Origin of the sequence: Clostridium sp. OS1-26, from assembly GCF_030915445.1 — a bacterium.
Taxonomy (GTDB): Bacteria; Bacillota; Clostridia; order Clostridiales; family Clostridiaceae; genus Clostridium_AM.
Genome location: NZ_CP133264.1, coordinates 4978214 through 4996910, shown reverse-complemented (window position 1 = coordinate 4996910; position 18697 = coordinate 4978214). Strand labels below are relative to the sequence as shown.

Annotated in this window: 19 protein-coding genes; 14 read left to right on the top strand and 5 right to left on the bottom strand. The window is 31.8% G+C overall.

Annotation, left to right across the window (positions count from 1 at the left end):
• Window positions 1-102: 102 nt before the first annotated feature.
• Window positions 103-1149 (bottom strand): acyl-CoA desaturase, encoded by a 1047-nt coding sequence (locus RCG18_RS24790; protein ID WP_308038648.1) that lies wholly within the window; start codon window positions 1147-1149, stop codon window positions 103-105.
• Window positions 1150-1466: 317 nt separating this feature from the next.
• On the opposite strand from RCG18_RS24790, the gene sufC reads away from it, so the two are divergent.
• The 5 genes from sufC to sufU are packed head-to-tail and all read left to right on the top strand — an operon-like array spanning window position 1467 to window position 6631.
• On the top strand, window positions 1467-2219 hold the full coding sequence (gene sufC, locus RCG18_RS24785; RefSeq protein ID WP_308038647.1) for a Fe-S cluster assembly ATPase SufC: 753 nt from the start codon (window positions 1467-1469) through the stop codon (window positions 2217-2219).
• 46 nt (window positions 2220-2265) lie between these two features.
• Window positions 2266-3672, top strand: a complete 1407-nt coding sequence (gene sufB / locus RCG18_RS24780) for a Fe-S cluster assembly protein SufB (protein WP_308038646.1) — start codon at window positions 2266-2268, stop codon at window positions 3670-3672.
• Between the two features lie 15 nt (window positions 3673-3687).
• Entirely contained in the window at window positions 3688-4908 is a 1221-nt protein-coding gene (gene sufD, locus RCG18_RS24775; RefSeq protein WP_308038645.1) for a Fe-S cluster assembly protein SufD, read from the top strand.
• A 51-nt stretch (window positions 4909-4959) separates the two neighbouring features.
• The gene (locus RCG18_RS24770; protein ID WP_308038644.1) at window positions 4960-6201 is read left to right on the top strand and encodes a cysteine desulfurase; all 1242 of its coding nucleotides are present in this window, start codon (window positions 4960-4962) and stop codon (window positions 6199-6201) included.
• Window positions 6188-6631, top strand: coding sequence for a Fe-S cluster assembly sulfur transfer protein SufU (gene sufU, locus RCG18_RS24765; protein ID WP_308038643.1), 444 nt, complete (start codon window positions 6188-6190; stop codon window positions 6629-6631). Before RCG18_RS24770 ends, sufU begins: the two co-directional genes overlap by 14 nt.
• A 301-nt stretch (window positions 6632-6932) precedes the next feature.
• Here sufU and RCG18_RS24760 read toward each other — a convergent pair whose 3' ends face one another.
• The 3 genes from RCG18_RS24760 to RCG18_RS24750 all read right to left on the bottom strand — a co-directional run bounded on the left by RCG18_RS24760 (window position 6933) and on the right by RCG18_RS24750 (window position 9282).
• Window positions 6933-8075 carry a toxic anion resistance protein gene (locus tag RCG18_RS24760; RefSeq protein ID WP_308038642.1) on the bottom strand — a complete coding sequence of 381 codons (1143 nt, stop codon included), beginning with the start codon at window positions 8073-8075 and terminating at the stop codon, window positions 6933-6935.
• Window positions 8076-8102: 27 nt separating this feature from the next.
• On the bottom strand, window positions 8103-8732 hold the full coding sequence (locus tag RCG18_RS24755) for a 5-bromo-4-chloroindolyl phosphate hydrolysis family protein (RefSeq protein WP_308038641.1): 630 nt from the start codon (window positions 8730-8732) through the stop codon (window positions 8103-8105).
• A gap of 67 nt (window positions 8733-8799) precedes the next feature.
• Complete coding sequence (locus tag RCG18_RS24750) at window positions 8800-9282, bottom strand: hypothetical protein (RefSeq protein ID WP_308038640.1); 483 nt, start codon at window positions 9280-9282, stop codon at window positions 8800-8802.
• Between the two features lie 261 nt (window positions 9283-9543).
• On the opposite strand from RCG18_RS24750, the gene RCG18_RS24745 reads away from it, so the two are divergent.
• Window positions 9544-10467 carry a serine hydrolase gene (locus RCG18_RS24745; RefSeq protein WP_308038639.1) on the top strand — a complete coding sequence of 308 codons (924 nt, stop codon included), beginning with the start codon at window positions 9544-9546 and terminating at the stop codon, window positions 10465-10467.
• Between the two features lie 260 nt (window positions 10468-10727).
• Here RCG18_RS24745 and RCG18_RS24740 read toward each other — a convergent pair whose 3' ends face one another.
• Complete coding sequence (locus RCG18_RS24740; protein WP_308038638.1) at window positions 10728-11351, bottom strand: flavodoxin family protein; 624 nt, start codon at window positions 11349-11351, stop codon at window positions 10728-10730.
• Window positions 11352-11587: 236 nt separating this feature from the next.
• On the opposite strand from RCG18_RS24740, the gene RCG18_RS24735 reads away from it, so the two are divergent.
• From RCG18_RS24735 to RCG18_RS24700, 8 genes are all read left to right on the top strand, one after another.
• Entirely contained in the window at window positions 11588-12805 is a 1218-nt protein-coding gene (locus RCG18_RS24735; RefSeq protein ID WP_308038637.1) for a YibE/F family protein, read from the top strand.
• 59 nt (window positions 12806-12864) lie between these two features.
• Entirely contained in the window at window positions 12865-13128 is a 264-nt protein-coding gene (locus RCG18_RS24730) for a VOC family protein (protein ID WP_308038636.1), read from the top strand.
• Window positions 13129-13446: 318 nt separating this feature from the next.
• Complete coding sequence (locus RCG18_RS24725; protein ID WP_308038635.1) at window positions 13447-14340, top strand: DUF4261 domain-containing protein; 894 nt, start codon at window positions 13447-13449, stop codon at window positions 14338-14340.
• 237 nt (window positions 14341-14577) lie between these two features.
• Window positions 14578-15024 carry a GNAT family N-acetyltransferase gene (locus tag RCG18_RS24720; protein WP_308038634.1) on the top strand — a complete coding sequence of 149 codons (447 nt, stop codon included), beginning with the start codon at window positions 14578-14580 and terminating at the stop codon, window positions 15022-15024.
• Between the two features lie 55 nt (window positions 15025-15079).
• Window positions 15080-15424 (top strand): cupin domain-containing protein, encoded by a 345-nt coding sequence (locus RCG18_RS24715; RefSeq protein WP_308038632.1) that lies wholly within the window; start codon window positions 15080-15082, stop codon window positions 15422-15424.
• 374 nt (window positions 15425-15798) lie between these two features.
• Window positions 15799-16074 carry a hypothetical protein gene (locus RCG18_RS24710; RefSeq protein ID WP_308038631.1) on the top strand — a complete coding sequence of 92 codons (276 nt, stop codon included), beginning with the start codon at window positions 15799-15801 and terminating at the stop codon, window positions 16072-16074.
• A 121-nt stretch (window positions 16075-16195) separates the two neighbouring features.
• A protein-coding gene (locus RCG18_RS24705) for an IS3 family transposase (protein ID WP_308037684.1) occupies window positions 16196-17340 on the top strand; the annotation gives its coding sequence in 2 pieces (ribosomal slippage) (window positions 16196-16442 and window positions 16442-17340; 1146 coding nt in all).
• 400 nt (window positions 17341-17740) lie between these two features.
• On the top strand, window positions 17741-18631 hold the full coding sequence (locus tag RCG18_RS24700; RefSeq protein WP_308038630.1) for a DUF6602 domain-containing protein: 891 nt from the start codon (window positions 17741-17743) through the stop codon (window positions 18629-18631).
• Window positions 18632-18697 lie beyond the last annotated feature (66 nt).

Sequence of the window (18697 nt, the reverse complement as noted above, 5' to 3'; positions counted from 1 at the left end):
CCATGGCACTTAAAGCCATGGGTTCAGTTAATTTTAAAAGGGCCTGCTTCATTTCTTTTGGATCATTTTAAGATTAGATATCCTAAAATTACTTTTTTCAGTTTATATTTTACGATATTTAACATTATTAGGATCGAATCCGTTTCCTAAAGAGCCATAGATATTCCCTTTGTGTGGATCAATTAATTCCGTATTATTATAATAAACTCTAGGTGTCTTCCAAAGTGAAATTAATACCTTTCCTAGAGGCATCTCATGATAACGCTCCGGCCACATTTTTTTAATTTGTTCCTTCACTAAAGGATAGTACTTAGGATTCATTCTAGGGAAAAGATGATGTTCTGTATGGTGAGAAAAATTAAAGTTAAGGACATCCAACCATCCAGGTACTGTAACAGTAAGACTATTAACTAAAGGATCATTAACTGGTACAAGAGGATTTAATCGATGATTAGTTGAAATATAAGCCATAACTATAAAGTTCCCAATAAGTGCTGGAATCAAATAAGCGAACAGCCATTTTTCAGGACCTATGTAAAAGAGCAATCCTATTGAGGTTGTCCAAGGTAAAATGAATTGTATCCAAACAACTAATCGTTTATTTGGCTTAAAATCATTTATATAGTGAAAGAACATTCTAGTAGAATGCAGCGTAAATGAAACAGTTAAAAAGGTAAAACTAAACAAAGAACGAAATGCAATAGGTAGACGGTATATCCAACCTATAAAAGGTCTATTATTAAACTGCTCGATGCTCATCCATGCATCAGGGTCCATATCATCGTCCTGAGTGTAGGCATGGTGATTCATATTATGCCATTTAATCCAAAGTCTAGGTCCAATGAGTAAGGGCCAAAATCCAATTGCACCTAGTAGATTTCTGAGCCAAGGTTTCTTTACCACAGTACCATGTAGAATTTCATGGGCCAACAAGCCTATAGATGCAAAACTGAATCCCAAAACAATTGAAATCAAAAAATTAAACAATGGATTTAAATTGAATAAATCAATTGCAAGAAACCCTGCAGTAATAGCAATTAAATAAGCAATCCCTCCAAAGAGACGAGTAGGTACTGGCTTAAATGCTTTTTCAGGTAAATAAGGCGATATGCGATCTGCATACCAGCTAATTTTATAAAGATTTTTCATTATGTTGATTCCTCCTAGTAGTATGTACTTTTTTGCGATTATTTGTTTGATAGTCAAAATATTTACCTTTAAAATCATATCAATTATTATTATCAATTGTCAATTATTATTTTTTGATATTAATTATCCTTAATTTGATGTTGATTATTTTTGTTTTAAGTAGTAAAATATAGCTAAAGAGAAATCAGAGTAATCTTCTCGGATATAAAGAGGATTATTGTAAAGGAAAAACAGTTAGTCATTGGGAAAAATTATTGTGTAAATTTTTTTGATTTAAAATCAGAGTGAAATACTCGGATATATAAGGAGAGATAATAATGAAAAATGAACTATTGAAAATAAATAACTTAAAAACTTCTGTTGAAGGGAAGGAAATATTAAAAGGATTAAATTTAGAAATAGGAAAAGGTGAAATTCATGTAATAATGGGACCTAATGGCGCTGGAAAATCTACTCTTGCAAATACATTAATGGGCCATCCAAAATACTCAATTATAGATGGAGAAATGATCTTTGAAGGAGATATAATCAATGATTTAAAAGTAGATGCAAGAGCAAGAAAGGGAATTTTCTTGTCCTTCCAATACCCAGAAGAAGTACCGGGGATAACTGTAGAGAATTTCTTGCGCTCAGCTAAAGGTGCAGTTGCAGGAAAAGTTCAAAACATTATACAGTTTAGAAAAGTACTTAAGGAAAAGATGAGACTTCTAAAGATGGATGAGAGTTATGCTCAAAGATATTTAAATTTAGGATTTTCTGGTGGAGAGAAAAAGAAAAATGAAATACTTCAAATGGCAGTGCTAGAACCTAAACTTGCTATATTAGATGAGACAGATTCAGGGTTAGATGTTGACGCTGTAAGAATTGTTGCAGAAGGGGTTAGCAAGCTTGTAAATGAAGAAAATTCAATTCTAATAATAACCCACCATAATCGTATACTAGACTATCTAAAGCCTGATTATGTTCATGTTTTAATGGATGGAAAAATTGTTAAAACAGGAGACATGTCATTGGCAAGAGAAATTGAGGAAAGTGGATATGATGCGATAAGAGCTGAGTTAGATAAGTAAGCTTGAAACTTAGCAAAACCATATTCAGAAAAAGAGGTGGAGTAAATTGGAGAAGAAGAAAACTTATATTGATGACATAGAAAGAGGTATTTACGATATAAAAAATGATTTTAAATATAGCTACAAGACAGAAAAGGGGTTAACTAGAGAAATAATAGAGCAAATATCTGAGGAAAAGAATGAACCTCAGTGGATGAGAGATTTTAGACTTAAGTCTTTAGAGATATATAACAGCATGCCTATGCCAGCCTGGGGGCCGGATTTAACGGATTTAGATGTAGAAAATATAGTGACTTACATCAGACCAAACACTGACATGAAGCATAATTGGAAGGATGTACCGCAGGATATAAAAAAGACCTTTGATCTTCTTGGAATACCAAAGGCAGAGCAGGAGTCACTAGCGGGAGTAGGTGCTCAGTATGATTCAGAGGTTGTTTATCACAATGTAAGCGAAGAGCTAACAAGCCAAGGTGTACTTTATATGGACATGGAAACTGCAGTAAAGGAATATGAGGATTTAGTGAAGCCATATTTCATGAAGTTAGTGCCACCAAGTGACCATAAATTTGCAGCTCTGCACGGTGCAGTATGGTCAGGTGGGTCCTTTGTTTATGTACCTGCAGGTGTTCAGGTAGATATACCAATACAGTCCTATTTTAGACTAAATGCCCCAGGGGCAGGACAGTTTGAGCATACTCTTATTGTAGTGGAAAAAGGAGCGAAGATTCACTATATAGAAGGATGTTCAGCGCCAAAGTATTATGTTAATAACCTACATGCAGGCTGTGTTGAGTTATTTGTAAAAGAGGGAGCAACTCTCAGATATAGTACTATAGAAAATTGGTCTAGAAATATGTATAACTTAAATACAAAAAGATCTGTAGTAGATAAAAATGGAACTATTGAATGGATATCTGGTTCCTTTGGATCAAAAGTATCTATGCTTTACCCGATGAGTATTTTAAGAGGAGAAGGGGCTAGGTCAGAGTTTACTGGAGTTACCTTTGCAGGGGCAAGACAGCATTTAGACACTGGTTCTAAGGTTGTTCACGCAGCACCCTATACAACTTCAACAATAAACTCAAAGTCTATATCTAAAAATGGAGGAGTTGCTGTTTATAGAGGACTTTTAAGTGCTACTCCAAATGCACATCATTCAAAGTCTACTGTATCCTGTGAATCCTTGATGCTTGATAATGAGTCAAGATCAGATACAGTACCAGTTATAAGTGCTGCCAATGACAATATAGATATTGGTCATGAAGCAAAAATAGGCAGAATAAGTGATGAGGCTATATTCTACTTAATGAGTAGAGGGTTAAGTGAAGAAGATGCAAAAGCTATGATAGTTAGAGGATTCGTTGAACCTATAGCAAAGGAACTTCCTCTAGAATATGCAGTTGAAATGAATAACTTAATAAAACTAGAACTAGAAGGAACTATAGGTTAAGGAGGGGAGCAAAAAATGAATGGTACTATAAGAGAGTTGTCAAAGAATAAATATGATGACATTGTAGATATTTTAAATGCAGTAAACAGCGAAAAGGAGCATAAGTTAAATCAAACTGTGGTTCCTGCTTGGAGTTATTTGAAGGTAAACAACTTTAATCTAGAAAAGTTTGCACTTCCAACAATGGAAGCTTTTAATAAACAATATTTAAGCTTTGAAGATGGAACTTTAGATAATGCATTGGTTTTGGAAACAAAACAAGCTTTAGAAGTAGTAAAGGACATAAATGAATTTATAAATTTGAAGGAAAGCTTTGGAGTATCTGATAAATTTGTAGCTTTAGGTGAATATAACTTTAATTCCGGCGTGTTCCTTAGAACCTGTGAAAATCATGTTGTTGCTTCACCTATTAGGCTTAACTTTGTAATGGATAGAGAAAATCCTACAGTGATAGATCATAATATTATTATTGCAGAAAAAGGAAGTAAAGTTACTGTTGTTATGGACTACAGTATAAATGACTCAGACATGGAGATTAAGAGTGATGTTTTAGCAGAAAATAAGGTCTTCCATAACGGTGTAACAAAAGTTTTCGCAAAAGAAAATTCGGAAGTAACTATAGTTAAAATACAGAGAATGAATGATAAATCAACTCATTTTGACTCTAATGTTGCCTTTGTAGAAAGAGATGGAAAGGTAAACTGGGTTACTGTTGAAATAGGAAGTGAAATAAATGTTACTAACTATGTTACTAATCTAAAAGGGGATAATAGCTCCTCAGAACTACATTCTGCATACCTTGTAGATGGAGTTAGAAAGCAGGACATTTATTACACTGTAAACCACAGCGGTAGAAGAAGTGAAAGTAACATGGAAATCAAAGGTGTATTGAAGGATAAAGCAAAGAAATTGTTTAAAGGTAATATAGATTTTAAAAAGGGTGCATCAAAGGCTAAAGGAGCACAGGATGAAGATGTACTTTTGCTAGATCCTACAGTAAAAACCGATTCAGTGCCAATGCTTCTATGCGAGGAAGATGATGTAGAAGGAGCGCACGCAGCTAGTGTAGGGCAGATGGATGAGGATAAATTATTCTATTTAATGAGTAGGGGCTTTAATGAGAAAGAAGCTAAGAAACTTGTAGTGGAGGCTAAGTTCAGCCCTATTTTTGATAGAGTACCGGTACAAGAACTTAAAGAATTTTTATTAGAGGAACTTAGAAGGAGAATAGTCTAGGAAATTGATTTTTTAGCTTGGAATCCTGGATTTCCTATAGGAGGGGTAAAGATGAGTAAGATTGATGTGAATAAAATAAGAGAGGATTTTCCAATCCTCTCTATAGATATAAATGGCAAAAAGTTAGTTTATTTAGATAACGGAGCTACAACACATAAGCCAAAATCCGTTATACAGGCAATAACAGATTATAATGAAAAGATTAACGGGAATCCTCACAGAGGCGCCCATTATTTAAGTGTAGCAGCAACAGATGCATACGAAGGAGCTAGAGAGAAGGTTAAAAATTTCATTGGAGCTGGGAAGGCTAGTGAAATAATATTTACAAAAAATGCTACTGAATCACTAAACTTGATAGCCTATACCTACGGAATGGCTTTTATACAGCCAGGAGATGAAATTGTAGTTGCTATTTCAGAACACCATAGCAATATTTTACCTTGGCAAATGGTAGCAAAAGCAAAAAACGCAGCTTTAAAATATATGTACATTAATAAAGATGGAAGACTTACAGAAGAAGAGTATAAGGAAAAGATTACTGATAAGACAAAGCTTGTAGCTGTAGCACAAATGTCTAATGTACTTGGAACTATATATCCTGTCAAAGATATAGTAGAGTATGCCCACAGCAAAGGAGCTGTTGTTGTTGTTGACGGAGCTCAAAGTGTACCTCATATGAAAGTAAATGTAACAGACTTAGATGCAGATTTCTTTGTATTTTCAGGACACAAAGCACTTGCTCCAATGGGAATTGGAGTGCTATACGGAAAAGAAGAACTTCTTTTAAAGATGCCTCCGTTTTTGAGAGGAGGGGACATGATAGAGTATGTAACAGAGCAGGATTCAACCTTTGCTGAACTTCCCTTTAAGTTTGAAGCAGGTACACAAAATGTTGAGGGAGCTGTAGCTTTATGTGCAGCTATAGATTACCTAGAAGCTGTGGGAATGGATAACATTGCAGAACATGAAAAAGAACTTACAGAGTACGTCCTAAGTAAAATGAAGGAAATACCTTATGTAACTATTTATGGACCTAAGGACATGAGTAATAGAGGTGGAATTGTGTCTTTCAGTATAGAAGGAGTTCATCCACATGATGTTGCAAGTATTGTTGACAGCTATGGTGTAGCAGTTAGAGCTGGTCACCACTGTGCACAACCTCTTATGAAGTATTTAGGAATTCAAGCTTCTTCAAGAGCAAGTTTTTACTTCTATAATACCTTTGAAGAGGTAGATAAATTTATTGAGAGTATAAAAAGTGTAAGGAAGTGGTTAGGGTATGGAGAATCTTAATTTAATATATTCTGAAATAATTATGGAGCATAACCAAAGTAAACACAATAAGAGACATATAGAACATGCAGATTGTGCAGAGAGAGGGCACAATCCAAGCTGCGGAGATGATATAACTCTATCACTAAAATTTGATGGAGATATCATTGAAGATGCAGCCTTTGAAGGCAGTGGGTGTGCCATATCTCAGGCATCTACCTCAATGATGATAGACCTTATAAAAGGAAAGTCAAAAGAAGAAGCATTAGAATATGTAAACACCTTTATAGGTATGATAAAAAAAGAAGTTACCGATGATGAAGAGCTAGAAAAATTAGAGGACGCAATTGCTCTTAAAAATATTTCTACAATGCCAGCTAGAGTGAAATGTGCGGTGCTTGCTTGGCATACATTGAAAGAAGCTATAAGAAAAAAAGAGAGCAATTTTTAACCCTATACATTTTTAAAAAAAATATATAGGGTTCCAAACTAGAAAATTGACTTACACAAAGGGATATGTTTCCAAAGCTGAAGGTAGATTTAAAAACTTTGTGTAAGTCTTAGTGAAGGGTTTTAAGACAACCTTAGCACCTTCGAGTTGTCTGAGCACAGCGAGTTTCTCGAAGGTCCTTAGGTCGTCTAAAACACAAGCTTTAGACTGACTAAAAGTTTTTAACGGACTGAAGCTTGGAAACATAGTCCGGGGTGTAAGTCAATTTTCGGTCTTGTAACCCTAGAAATACTTTTTATTATTACCTAAGCTTTAAAAGTCTATTTTTTAATTGTTCCTCAATGTTTTGAAGTTCTACTTCAGCCTCTTTACGTTTTTGACGTCCTTCTGTTTGTATACGAAGCACTTCATCAAGAGTGGAAATTAATGATTCATTTGTTTGACGAAGAGTATCAATATCGACAATTCCACGTTCAGATTCTTTAGCTGTTTCTATAGTTGACATTTTAAGAGTTTCTGCATTCTTACGTAAAAGTTCATTTGTCATATTTGTTACCTCGCTTTGAACTTTAGCTGCATTGCTGGAATGGGCAACTCCAAGAGCCAGTACAATTTGACTTTTCCAAAGAGGAATAGTATTTACAATAGTAGACTGTATTTTCTCAGACATTAAAGAATCATTATTTTGAACTAAGCGAATTTGAGGAGCCATTTGAAGAGAAATCATTCTAGTTAGCTCCAAATCATGAACTTTTTTCTCGAAGCGGTTACAAAGGGCTACAAAATCATTTGTTGCCTGTGCATCCTCAGGAAGTCCACTGGCTTTTGCTCTTTCAACTAGGAGAGGAAGCTCTTCTTTCTCCAATTTTGCAAGTTTCTTTTTTCCAGCTAAGATATACATAGAAAGCTCTTTAAAATATACCTTATTTATTTCATACATTTTATCAAGCATAGCAATATCCTTTAAAAGTTGTATCTGATGCTTTTCAAGAGTGGTGCAAATTTTGTTTATATTTCCTTCAACTTTATCATACTTTGCTTTCATATGAGAAAACTTTTCCGTAGTTTTCTTAAAAAAGCCTAAAAAGCCTTTTTTCTCTTCTGAAGCATCAAAGTTTTTTAGCTCGCCTACTACATTAGAGAGCATTTCACCTATTTCACCTAATTCCTTAGTCTTTACATTATTTAAAGCAGTCTCGGAAAAGTCTGCAATTTTCTTTTGAGCACCTACTCCATACTGTAGAATTGAATTTGAGCTAGTTATGTCAATTTTATTAACAAATTCATCCACCATCTTTTTTTCTTCTTCTGTTAAATAGCTATCATCAAGAACTTCCCCCTGTGTATTTTCCTCTTTTACCTTAACAATAGGAGCTTCCTCTTGAAAAGGTTCAAAGGTTAAGCTTGGTACCACATCAATATTTTCTTTGAATTCGTTATTCACTTTCAATTTCCCCTTTTTGTTTTAATATTATTTTTCAAAATCATTTTTAGTAAGTCCTTCTTGTGTAAACAGTGTTTCAAGTACAGAAATATCTGTAGAAATATCTAAAGCTACTTCTCCAAATAAATCATCTAACAGCTTTTCGAAAGCAATATTTATAGTATCTATGGTTTTTTCAATTTCATTTTTTGCATTCTTTATATTATCACCTTGAACTGGCTGGTCATTTAGCTCTTTATATGCATTGACTAACTTTAAAGTTATAGGAAGATAATGATTAGTAAATTTGTTAACCTCAGGCAGCTTTTTAGGATTATTCCCTACATAATTAAATATTTGGCTCGCAATATTTTGAAGTCTATGCAATTTTGTTGAGATTTCTTCTTTTTGTATAGCATCACTTACACTTTTTATCTGCTCAATATAGTTCTTTCCAAGTTCAATTACATATCTTAACTCTTTTTTTTCTGGATCATTTATTTCTTCATTTAATTCCTCTTCATTACGATGCTTAAGAGCTTCTTGTGAATCCAAATAGTTCTCATAAACTTTGTCATTTAACAGGAAGTAGGTCTGTTTATCGTCAATATGTGCTTGAGGAAACATGTCTAAGTCAATCATTTTCCTTAAATCTTTTACAACAAATTTATTCTTCATTTTTATGGATGCAGCTAATTCTTCTATGGAACAATAATTTTGACTACCTAGGGTTCTTACATACTGTTTAAAACGCTTTACTCTTTTTCTTAAATGCACACCTCTTAAAGCTAAGCCCATGCAGAATACAAAAAGAAAACAGAATTCCCAAAGTAATAAAATTAGCCTCAGAAAAAGCTATAAGAAAAGAAGTAAATATTGAGTATATAGTTAACATAGAACCAAATGCTGCGCAGCCTATAAATCCAAATATCATATAAAGTATTCCCGATATGCTTCCGGCTGGTCTTTTAGAAATATACATTTGTACTTCATTTTTGTCCTTTGAGGTTACATCTGTAATATTTCTAAATTTATAATACCCTTTATTTTTGATTTTTTCATTAAAATGCTGTGACTTATTCTTTAAATTTGTTTTTACTTCATTTAAAGTGCTCTCAGTTTTATTATTAATATCATCTTTTATTCTAGCAAAATCTATAGCGTCGAATGTATTTTTTAATGTATCTTTAATTTGATCTTCTAAATCAGAAAAATCCCTTTTTCCCATGCTCATGCCTCCAAATTATTTTCTCGTAACTCATTATAGTTGTAATAATATTTTGGCTTTATTATATATCATTCTTGTGTAAATTACAATTTGTAACAATAACCTATTATATCTATCCATTTTTCATTTTAAGCTTTGTATTGTAATGTGTAGACAATTTTATTACAGAATTATTTACGAACTAGATAAAGTAGGAAGAATAAAGTTATAATTTTATTAGTAAAAATTAAATATATTATATGAATATTAGGAGAATAGAAAATGAAAAATTATATATTGGATGATTTAATTAAATCAGTTAAAATACAAAATCTTCACGTTCTTAATGTAGTTGTAAGAAAGGATGGGGATATAATTGCTGAACATGATTTTGAAGAAGAAAAATCAATTCTTTTATGGTCTGTAAGTAAGACATTTACATCTATGGCAATTGGTATTGCAGAAAAGGAAGGATATTTTAGATTAAATGACAAAGTCGTAGATTATTTTGCAGATGATGTTATACAGATAAATGATAACTTGAAGAAAATGACCATTCATGATTTGCTTTGTATGGGTACAGGACATGCAAGATGTCCTGTGGAAAAAGCAATGAAGGAAAACAAGCCACTTCATGATATTAGCAAGCTTTTCTTTGAGGAGCCTGTTGTTTTTGAACCGGGTACACATTTTTTATATAATAATGCTGCAACTTATATGCTTTCAAAGCTTATTAGCATTACAACTGGATATAGTTTGAAAGAATATTTAATGCCTCGTATTTTTAAGCCATTAGAAATACCTGAGCCACAATGGGATTCTGATGTAAATGGTATACCATTTGGATGTTCAGGATTATATTTAACAGCACGAGAGTTATCAAAATTTGGCCAGCTCCTGCTTAATAATGGTGTATGGAAGGAAAAACAGCTTATACCTGCAGATTATATTGCACAGGCTACAAAATCCCAAATTGATACATCTGAATTTAATGAGTATTTTGCAACTGTTGATCACAAGCAAGGCTACGGTTATCAAATATGGATCAATTCATACCCTAATTCCTATCGAATGGATGGATTGTATGGACAATATGTAGTAATGCTGCCAGATAAAAATGCAGTGGTTACCTACGTTTCAAATGAACCATCAAATATGACAGGAGTTCTAGAGTTAACATGGAATACAATAGTTGATAAACTATAATTTAAAGATTGCAGGAGAAGAACTGTTTAATAAAGTGAAACTTGAATCAGATGGGGTTTTAACCCCATCTGATTCTTAGCTGAACGAATCCAGGGATGTAGCCGCTCTTTACTCCCTCTTTTAGAAAAGCAGATATCCCAAATCTGTGATTTGGTGATAGTCGCTTTCACAGAGTGCGAGGGAGTATTAGAGCGGGTAGTCATCGGATAAATAGTATTAATAACAAGAGAGCCAATAGTTTTTTATTGGCTCTTAGGGTATTAACGTATAAAATTAGTAACAGCTCGAGTTTCTTTTTCTGGTAATTTAATTCCCGCTTCCTTACCAGCATGTATACAGTTTAGAAGCCAAGCCATGTTTTTACCTAGTGTTCTCATTGTTTGCATTCCCTCGAGATCTTGTCTTACTTCTTCAGGAGTGTTTCCATGAACCATATTCCAGTACTGGGAGGATACAATAGGCATATTTGAAATGGTAAAATACTTATTTAACTGTTCAAAAGCTGCTGTTGAACCACCGCGTCGGCAACTTACAATTGCAGCACCAGGTTTATATTGAAAAACATTTCCAGCATAGAAAAATCTGTCTAGAAAGGATGTTATTTGTCCAGATGCACTTGCATAATGTACAGGGGAACCAAAAACAAAACCATCAGCATCTTTAGCTTTCTTTAAAGCAACATTCACAGAATCATCATCAAATACACATAGACCGTCAGTATTGGAGCAGCCACCACAAGCCATGCAACCACGAATAGGTTTGCTTCCAACATGAAAAATTTCTGTTTCAATGACCTTAGTTTCTAACTCTTTTGCTACTTCAGTTAGGGCAGTATAAGTGCAGCCATTAGCTTTAGGACTTCCATTAATGAGTAATACTTTCATTATTATACCTCACTTTAATTTTATATTTATTATAGCTTTATACTATTTGGGTATGTTATTATTTTAAAATGCAAGTATTAGTTTTACAAGCACACACATTTATGTATTATAGTACCTAGAAGGATACCGTGGAAAGGAAAAATATAAAATATAACTAACCAAATTTGATAAAGTGCACTTTAATAAAATATTTTGGAAAGAAATTTATTATTTAGAAAATGGAGTTTAAGAAAAAGATGATAAAAATACGCAAGATAAATAAAAATATTATAATTGTTGTAATGCTATTTATACTAATTATAACAGGTACTGTTGCAAAGGCTTATGATGGGCCAAAAGCAAATAAAGAGAATAATATATCTAAGGTCGATAGTGACGCTGCAGCAATACATGGAACTGTTATTAAAATTTATTTTGATAGAATACAAACAGATAATAATGGAGAAAGATACTGTAATGCGGATATTAGAATTTCATCTGGTAAACTTAAAGGACAGGTTATTACAGCCGAAAATTTTGTAGACGGAAACGCTACTGATGACAAGAATAATACCCAAAGTTTTGCAAGAGTTGGAGATGAAGTGTTAGTTAACATTGATCAAGATACAAAAGGTAAGATAACTAGCGCCTATATCTATGATATTGTTAGATATAAATATTTATATAAGTTAAGTGCTGTTTTTATAATTTTGCTAATACTAATTGGTGGAGTAAAGGGAATAAAATCTGTAGTAACGCTAGCTATAACTGGATTAGCAGTAACTAAAATTCTTATTCCATTAATTATGAAGGGGTATAACCCTATTATAGTTTCTGTGATTATATGTATTTTTGTAATTGTTATAAATCTTTTTATAGTAAGTGGAAGAAATAAAAAAACCTTAGCTGCAATCATTGGAACTTCTGGTGGTGTATTAATAGCAGGAACTATCGCAATTTACTCTAATTCAATTATAAGAGTAAATGGTCTTACTGATGATGAAATTCAGTCAGTAATTTATACAATACAGAATCCTAATTTTAATTTTAAAGGGTTACTTTTTGCTGGGATAATTATGGGTGCACTAGGAGCAGTAATGGATGTAAGTATGTCCATAGCTTCTGCTATGAAAGAAATTAAAGAAGCAAAGCCAGAAATGACTAAGAAAGAACTTATTAAGTCTGGAATGAATGTAGGAAAAGATATTATGGGAACTATGGCCAATACACTTATACTTGCTTATGTAGGAGGGGCCATGTATATAATAATAATGATAGCTTCGTATACTACATCAATTTCTACTGCAATTAATCAAGATATTATTGCAGCAGAAATACTAAAAGCATTAGCAGGGAGCATAGGTTTAATTTTGGCTATACCTATTACAGCTATTGCATCAGCCATACTTATTACGAAATATGAACAAAAAAACTCGGCTGTTGACTCAGATTATAATAATTCTATAGATAACTGAGCCTAAACCTCAATTTGAGGAGCTTTCTTCAGTGAAAAAGTATTAAATGAAAATGCAAATTGAAATTTAAGTATTCTCAAATAAATTTAGAATTAGCACAAGTTGGAAACATTTTGATTATAAGTGGTTCTGATGAAGAATTAAAGCCAATTAAAGATACACAAGCAACATTTTTAGTAGATTCTATTATTGAATTTAAAGATTTTTTATTAAGTAATGGTGCTACAATTATTAGAGATTTAGAAGAAGTTCCAACAGGAATGAATATGGCTGTACAACATTTAGATGGCACTATAGTTGAGTATGTTGAACACAAGAATTGATATTAAACATTACTAAGTTATACTTCGTAAATTTATTAAAACTGGGAGTAAAAATTATTTATAAAATCTGTATACAAATAATATTTGTATTAGATAGAAAATTAGCAATTTACTAACTTAAAATGATTGAAATCTACAAACTAATTTGATTGTAGATTTCTTTATTTTTAGCTAAAAAGTATACTAATTTAAAGGAAATTATTACAATTTGTAGAATAATGGTATAAGAGAGTGCAAGGTATAACACAGTTATTATGTCTATAATGGGAAGTACAAAAAATAAATTTTATAAACTTAGCTAGGAGGGCGAGAAATAAAATGGGATTATTTGATAGGTTTAAAAAAGATAAAGTATTGAAACAGGAGTTAGATAAAAATGCGGATTTTCAATCTCTATTTCAAATTCATCTTTTATTTTGTGATAAACCAAATAAACCAGAGGCAAATATTATTAAGGAAGCCTTAAATAGAAAGTTTGGCAATATAGATATTGTATCAGGAGATAAAAGTCTGACTTCCTTTGCAGTGAAAAAATATACAGCAAAGTTTAAAGAGGGCTCTATTCCTCCACAGGTTTTGATGATGGAAGTTCAATCATTCAAACAAGAAACTATTAGTGAATTCGATAGGACACAGTTATGGGATGTAAAAGATAATGAAGAACTGCTAGATAGTTGCAAATATAGGCTGATTATTTCTGATATGATGGCAGCTGCTATGGAATATAAAGAAAGATGTGAACTGTTGGTTGGGTGGTTAGAGGTTGCGCTAAGCTTATTTCCAAGTTGTATAGCAATTTGGGTTCCATCGGCTGGGAAATTACTAACTTCGGAGCAAGTAAATAATAACAAGGTGAAGGATGAAGACAAGTTTACACATTTATGTGTAAATGTGAGATTCTTTAATATTCAGAATACAGAAGATATGTTGGTAGACACTTTAGGATTATATGCCATAGGATTGCCTGATGTTCAGTATCATTTTCATAATTTAAATCCAGATGATATAGTGGGACATGCTTATAATGTAGCGTCATATATATTTACTGCAAATGCACCAGTAAAGAATGGTGAAACTATAGATGGACTTGAAGGTGGAAAGATGAGCAGAGCAGTTAGATGGAGATGCCAATATGAGGAATCGCTGATTCAACCGGTTAGAGAAGTGATGGATATCTGCCCTGGTGAATATGCTTCAGGAACAAGACAATAGATATACTTAAGGTAAGTTTTATGAATACTGCCACTATCATCTGACAGCATTGAAATTGCAATAAACTAACTAAAAACTTCCCATCATTGATATATATTAGGCTAATAACAAGAAGTTAAAGCATATAAAGATTTTATTTAAAAAGTGTTGTCGAAGTGGTAAATGAAGTAAAGACTATTCATATAATCTTTAGACAAATAGTAATTTGAACAACAGATTGTTTTGGAGGAAACTGAAATGTTGATAAGAGTATCAGAAAAAAATATTCAAGAAGCAGCAGAGATTCATTCATTATCATGGAAAAATTCACATAAAGCATTTTGTAGTAAAGATTTTATTGAAAAGCATAATGTTGAAAATCAGATAGAATACTTACGTCAGGAGATTGAATTTGGCAAAGAGGTATATATGTTGATTGAAAACTATTCAGTTGGAATTGTATCGATTTATGAAAGTCTTATTGAAAATCTATATGTATTACCAAAGGAACAATACAAAGGATATGGAACCAAATTATTATTATTTGCAATTAGTAAGTGTAAAAGTCAACCAATATTGTGGATATTAGATAATAATGAAAGAGCATATAATCTATATTATAAGTATGGCTTTCGAAAAACGGGCAAAATTAATGTTTTATCTGATACTATATCAGAAATAGAGATGAAGAAGATGTATGGTTAAATTCCAATTTAAGGTTGAGTAATATAAATAGTAATTTGTGGGAGTGATTATAATTATGAAAGATTTTCCTAAGTTTATGAAAAAAGAGATGAACAAAGTTCCATCTAAACAACAAAATACGCCAGATATTGATGGATATTATTTTGAAGGAAAAGATGGTAGTCAAATGGCATTCTGGACGTATTATTCTGATAGAGAATCAAAAGAACAAACACATGAATTTGATGAATATACTGTTTGTGTTGCTGGACAATATATAGAAATATTTGATGGCATAGAACATGTTTTAAATCCTGGTGATGAACTTTTAGTGCCTAAGGGAACACCACATCATGGTAAATGTATTGCAGGGACTAGGACAATTCATGCATTTGGTGGAAAAAGAATTCAGAATGATTGAGAAATAAATTCCAATTTGTCTGATTGAACAAAACAAGCATAATGTCTGGTTAAGTTAATTCATGTTTTTCTTATTCAACGTAACAACTGAAAAACGAACAATTTACAAGAACACCGTATTATTTAGTAAGACTGAATTCCACGGTGCTTTTATTTCGTAATATGAAAATAAAGCGACGTAACTTTTGAATATGAAAATACAAACAATGCTCTTTGAAAATCGAATAATGCGGTGTAAAAAAATAAGTACTTATTCCTTTGTTGAAAACTTCCATATAATAATATTGAAAATATGTTATGATTTATATATGTTTAGTTCGAAGTTGTAATATATGGCAAAATAATCTTAAAAGATAAAAATGGAGGTGGAGGAATATGGACAAACAAGAAAAGCGTTTAGCAAAATGGGAAAAAATAAAAAGTAAAGGATTAATGTCATATATACTTAAAACAGGAATAATTTACTACGGATTATCTTTCTTCTTAATATGGGTATTTTTAGTCCCTTTTATAGAAAGTAGTTATACGTTTAACTTTATTTACAAAGAAACATTTACAACTAAACTAATTGTTTTTAGCATTGTATCACCTCTGTTCGGAATGCTAATGGGGTATACAGGATGGAAGGGTTTTGAAAAGAAATATGAATAGCCTTAATATAATTTAATGGCATAATCTTCATCTTTAACGTAACAACTGTGATGTTAGTATAATATTGTAGACACGAAAAGCCGAACACTTTACAATAAAGAAAAGAGAAGGAAGTGTTACAATGGCAAGAGGCAAAAAACAATATACGGAAGAATTTAAAAATACAATAATAGAATTGTACAACTCTGGAAAGACTTTAGCAGAGTTAAGTAGTGAATATGCCCTTTCTAAATCAACCATAACTGGATGGATTAAAAAAAATAAACCTGTCGCTATAGGTAAAGATACAGCAATAACAGCAGCAGATTATCAAGCAATGATTAAGAAAATGGCAAAGCTTGAAGAAGAAAATGAAATACTAAAAAAAGCTATGGGCATATTCGCAAGGAAGTAGCATCGGTATTCGAATTTATAAAAGCCAACAAGAAATATCATGATATTAAACTAATGTGCAAAGTTCTTAAGGTATCTAGGAGCTCTTATTACCAATACCTAAAAAAGAAGCCTAGCAAAAGAGATTTAGAGAATAATAACATTGCGAAAGCAATTATAGATATACACAAAGCTAGTAAAGGCCGTTATGGAGCCCATAAGATACACGCATCTCTAAATGCAATTGGTGTAACAATCAGCATAAAAAGAACTCAAAGGTTGATGAAGAAAATCGGAGTAAAATCTGTAATAACAAAGAAATATAGACCATCTACTTCTAAGCATAAAGTAGAAGAGAAAGAAAATATACTCAAAAGAGACTTTCAAGCTGAGAGCATCAATAAGAAATGGGTAACTGACATAACCTATATTCATACTATCAAGGATGGATGGTGTTATTTAGCCTCGGTTATGGATCTATATAGTAAGAAAATAATAGGCTACGCCATGTCCAAATCAATTGATACTACATTAGCGCTACAGGCAGTAAAAAATGCCGTAAGGCTTCAGAAGCCAACTAATAACCTTATACTTCACAGCGATTTAGGCTGTCAGTATATAAGCTCCGCCTTTAAAGAATATATAGTAAGCACTAATTTGATCACTCACTCTTTTAGCTCTAAGGGATGTCCTTATGACAATGCTTGTATTGAATCTTTTCATGCATCCCTTAAGAAGGAGGAGGTAAATCTTGTTACATACTTAGATTTTAATTCTGCTAGGCTTGCTATTTTTGAATATATAGAATCCTGGTACAACATAAGAAGATTGCATAGCAGCATTGGATATATGACTCCACAAAAATGTGAAGATTTAGCTAGAAAATCTTCATAATTTGTTCAACTTTTGGTGTCCAAGATATTGACATAGATCCACTGAAAAAACGAATAATTTATTAGAGCACCGCATTATTCAGTTTGAATTTTGTGGTGTTTTTGTGTCGCATTTCAAAAACTATGTGACGTAACTGTATAGAAAGAAGATATGAACAATGCTCTTTAAAAAGTGGATAATATGGTATTTGATAAGTTACAAAGTTAAAGTGACTAATACAAAAATTTCAATAATGTGATATAATTTGTATATAGATTAATTCATAGTTTAGTTTCAAAGTATCAAAATACTATATATTAGGTAATTAAAAAATTATATGTTTAAAGAAACATCATAGAAAGAAGCTAGATGTTAATTTATAAAATTTAGGAGTGAAATGATGCTGATTTATAAAAAAATTATGAGACAGAAGATAGAACAATTTATTAGGGATTTTAAGTATTCATCAAGTTTATTTGAGGATTTAAATAAGAAAAATAATTTGATTCATGCTGGTGAATATGGTTCATATAGAGAGAATATATGTAAAAAATTACTAGAATTTGCTATTCCCTCAAAATATCAAATTTCTTCAGGATTCATATTAAATCCCCAGGATGAGGTTAGTACTCAGATAGATATTTTAATATATGATTTTAACAATACACCATTAATAGAGATTGATGAAAATACGAAATTTTTCCCTACAGAAACTGTTATTGGTATTGGTGAAATAAAATCAACGTTGGATAAAAATGCCTTATTTGAAGCCCTTATTAAATTAGCAAAAAATAAAGCTATTAGAAAAATTCAAAATCCATGTAGGTTAGTAAGTAAAACCACTGGGGAACTAAATTACAATAATCCTTATGAGTTGCCATTTTCATTTCTAATATGTGAAAGTATAAAAAATTTTAATTCAAATATTATAGATGAAATTGAAAGTTTTTATGAGAAAAATGGCATTGAGAGTTGTTTCAAACATAATGCGATTTTGAGCATAAATGATGGACTATTTATTTATAGTGATAGTAATTATAAATTAAAAAAGATTTATAATATTGATATTGACAAAGAGTTTTTATATTTTCCTAGGTATGGTAGTATTTCCTTTGATGATCAGCTTATTTGTAGTAATAGCACTAATAACCACATAATTAAATTTTTAGTATCATTGTCAAACTTCATATTTAATGTTCAAGAATTCTATCCAGAAATAGGTGATTATTTAGAACTAACAGATGAAGAAAAAGGGACAATAACTAAAGAGATGTTTAATAAGATGCTACCTTATATAAAAAATGTAACATAATACTAAATTAGTGGTAACTCGCTTTATTGCAGACATTATATGATTAAGATACATAAAAATTATAGT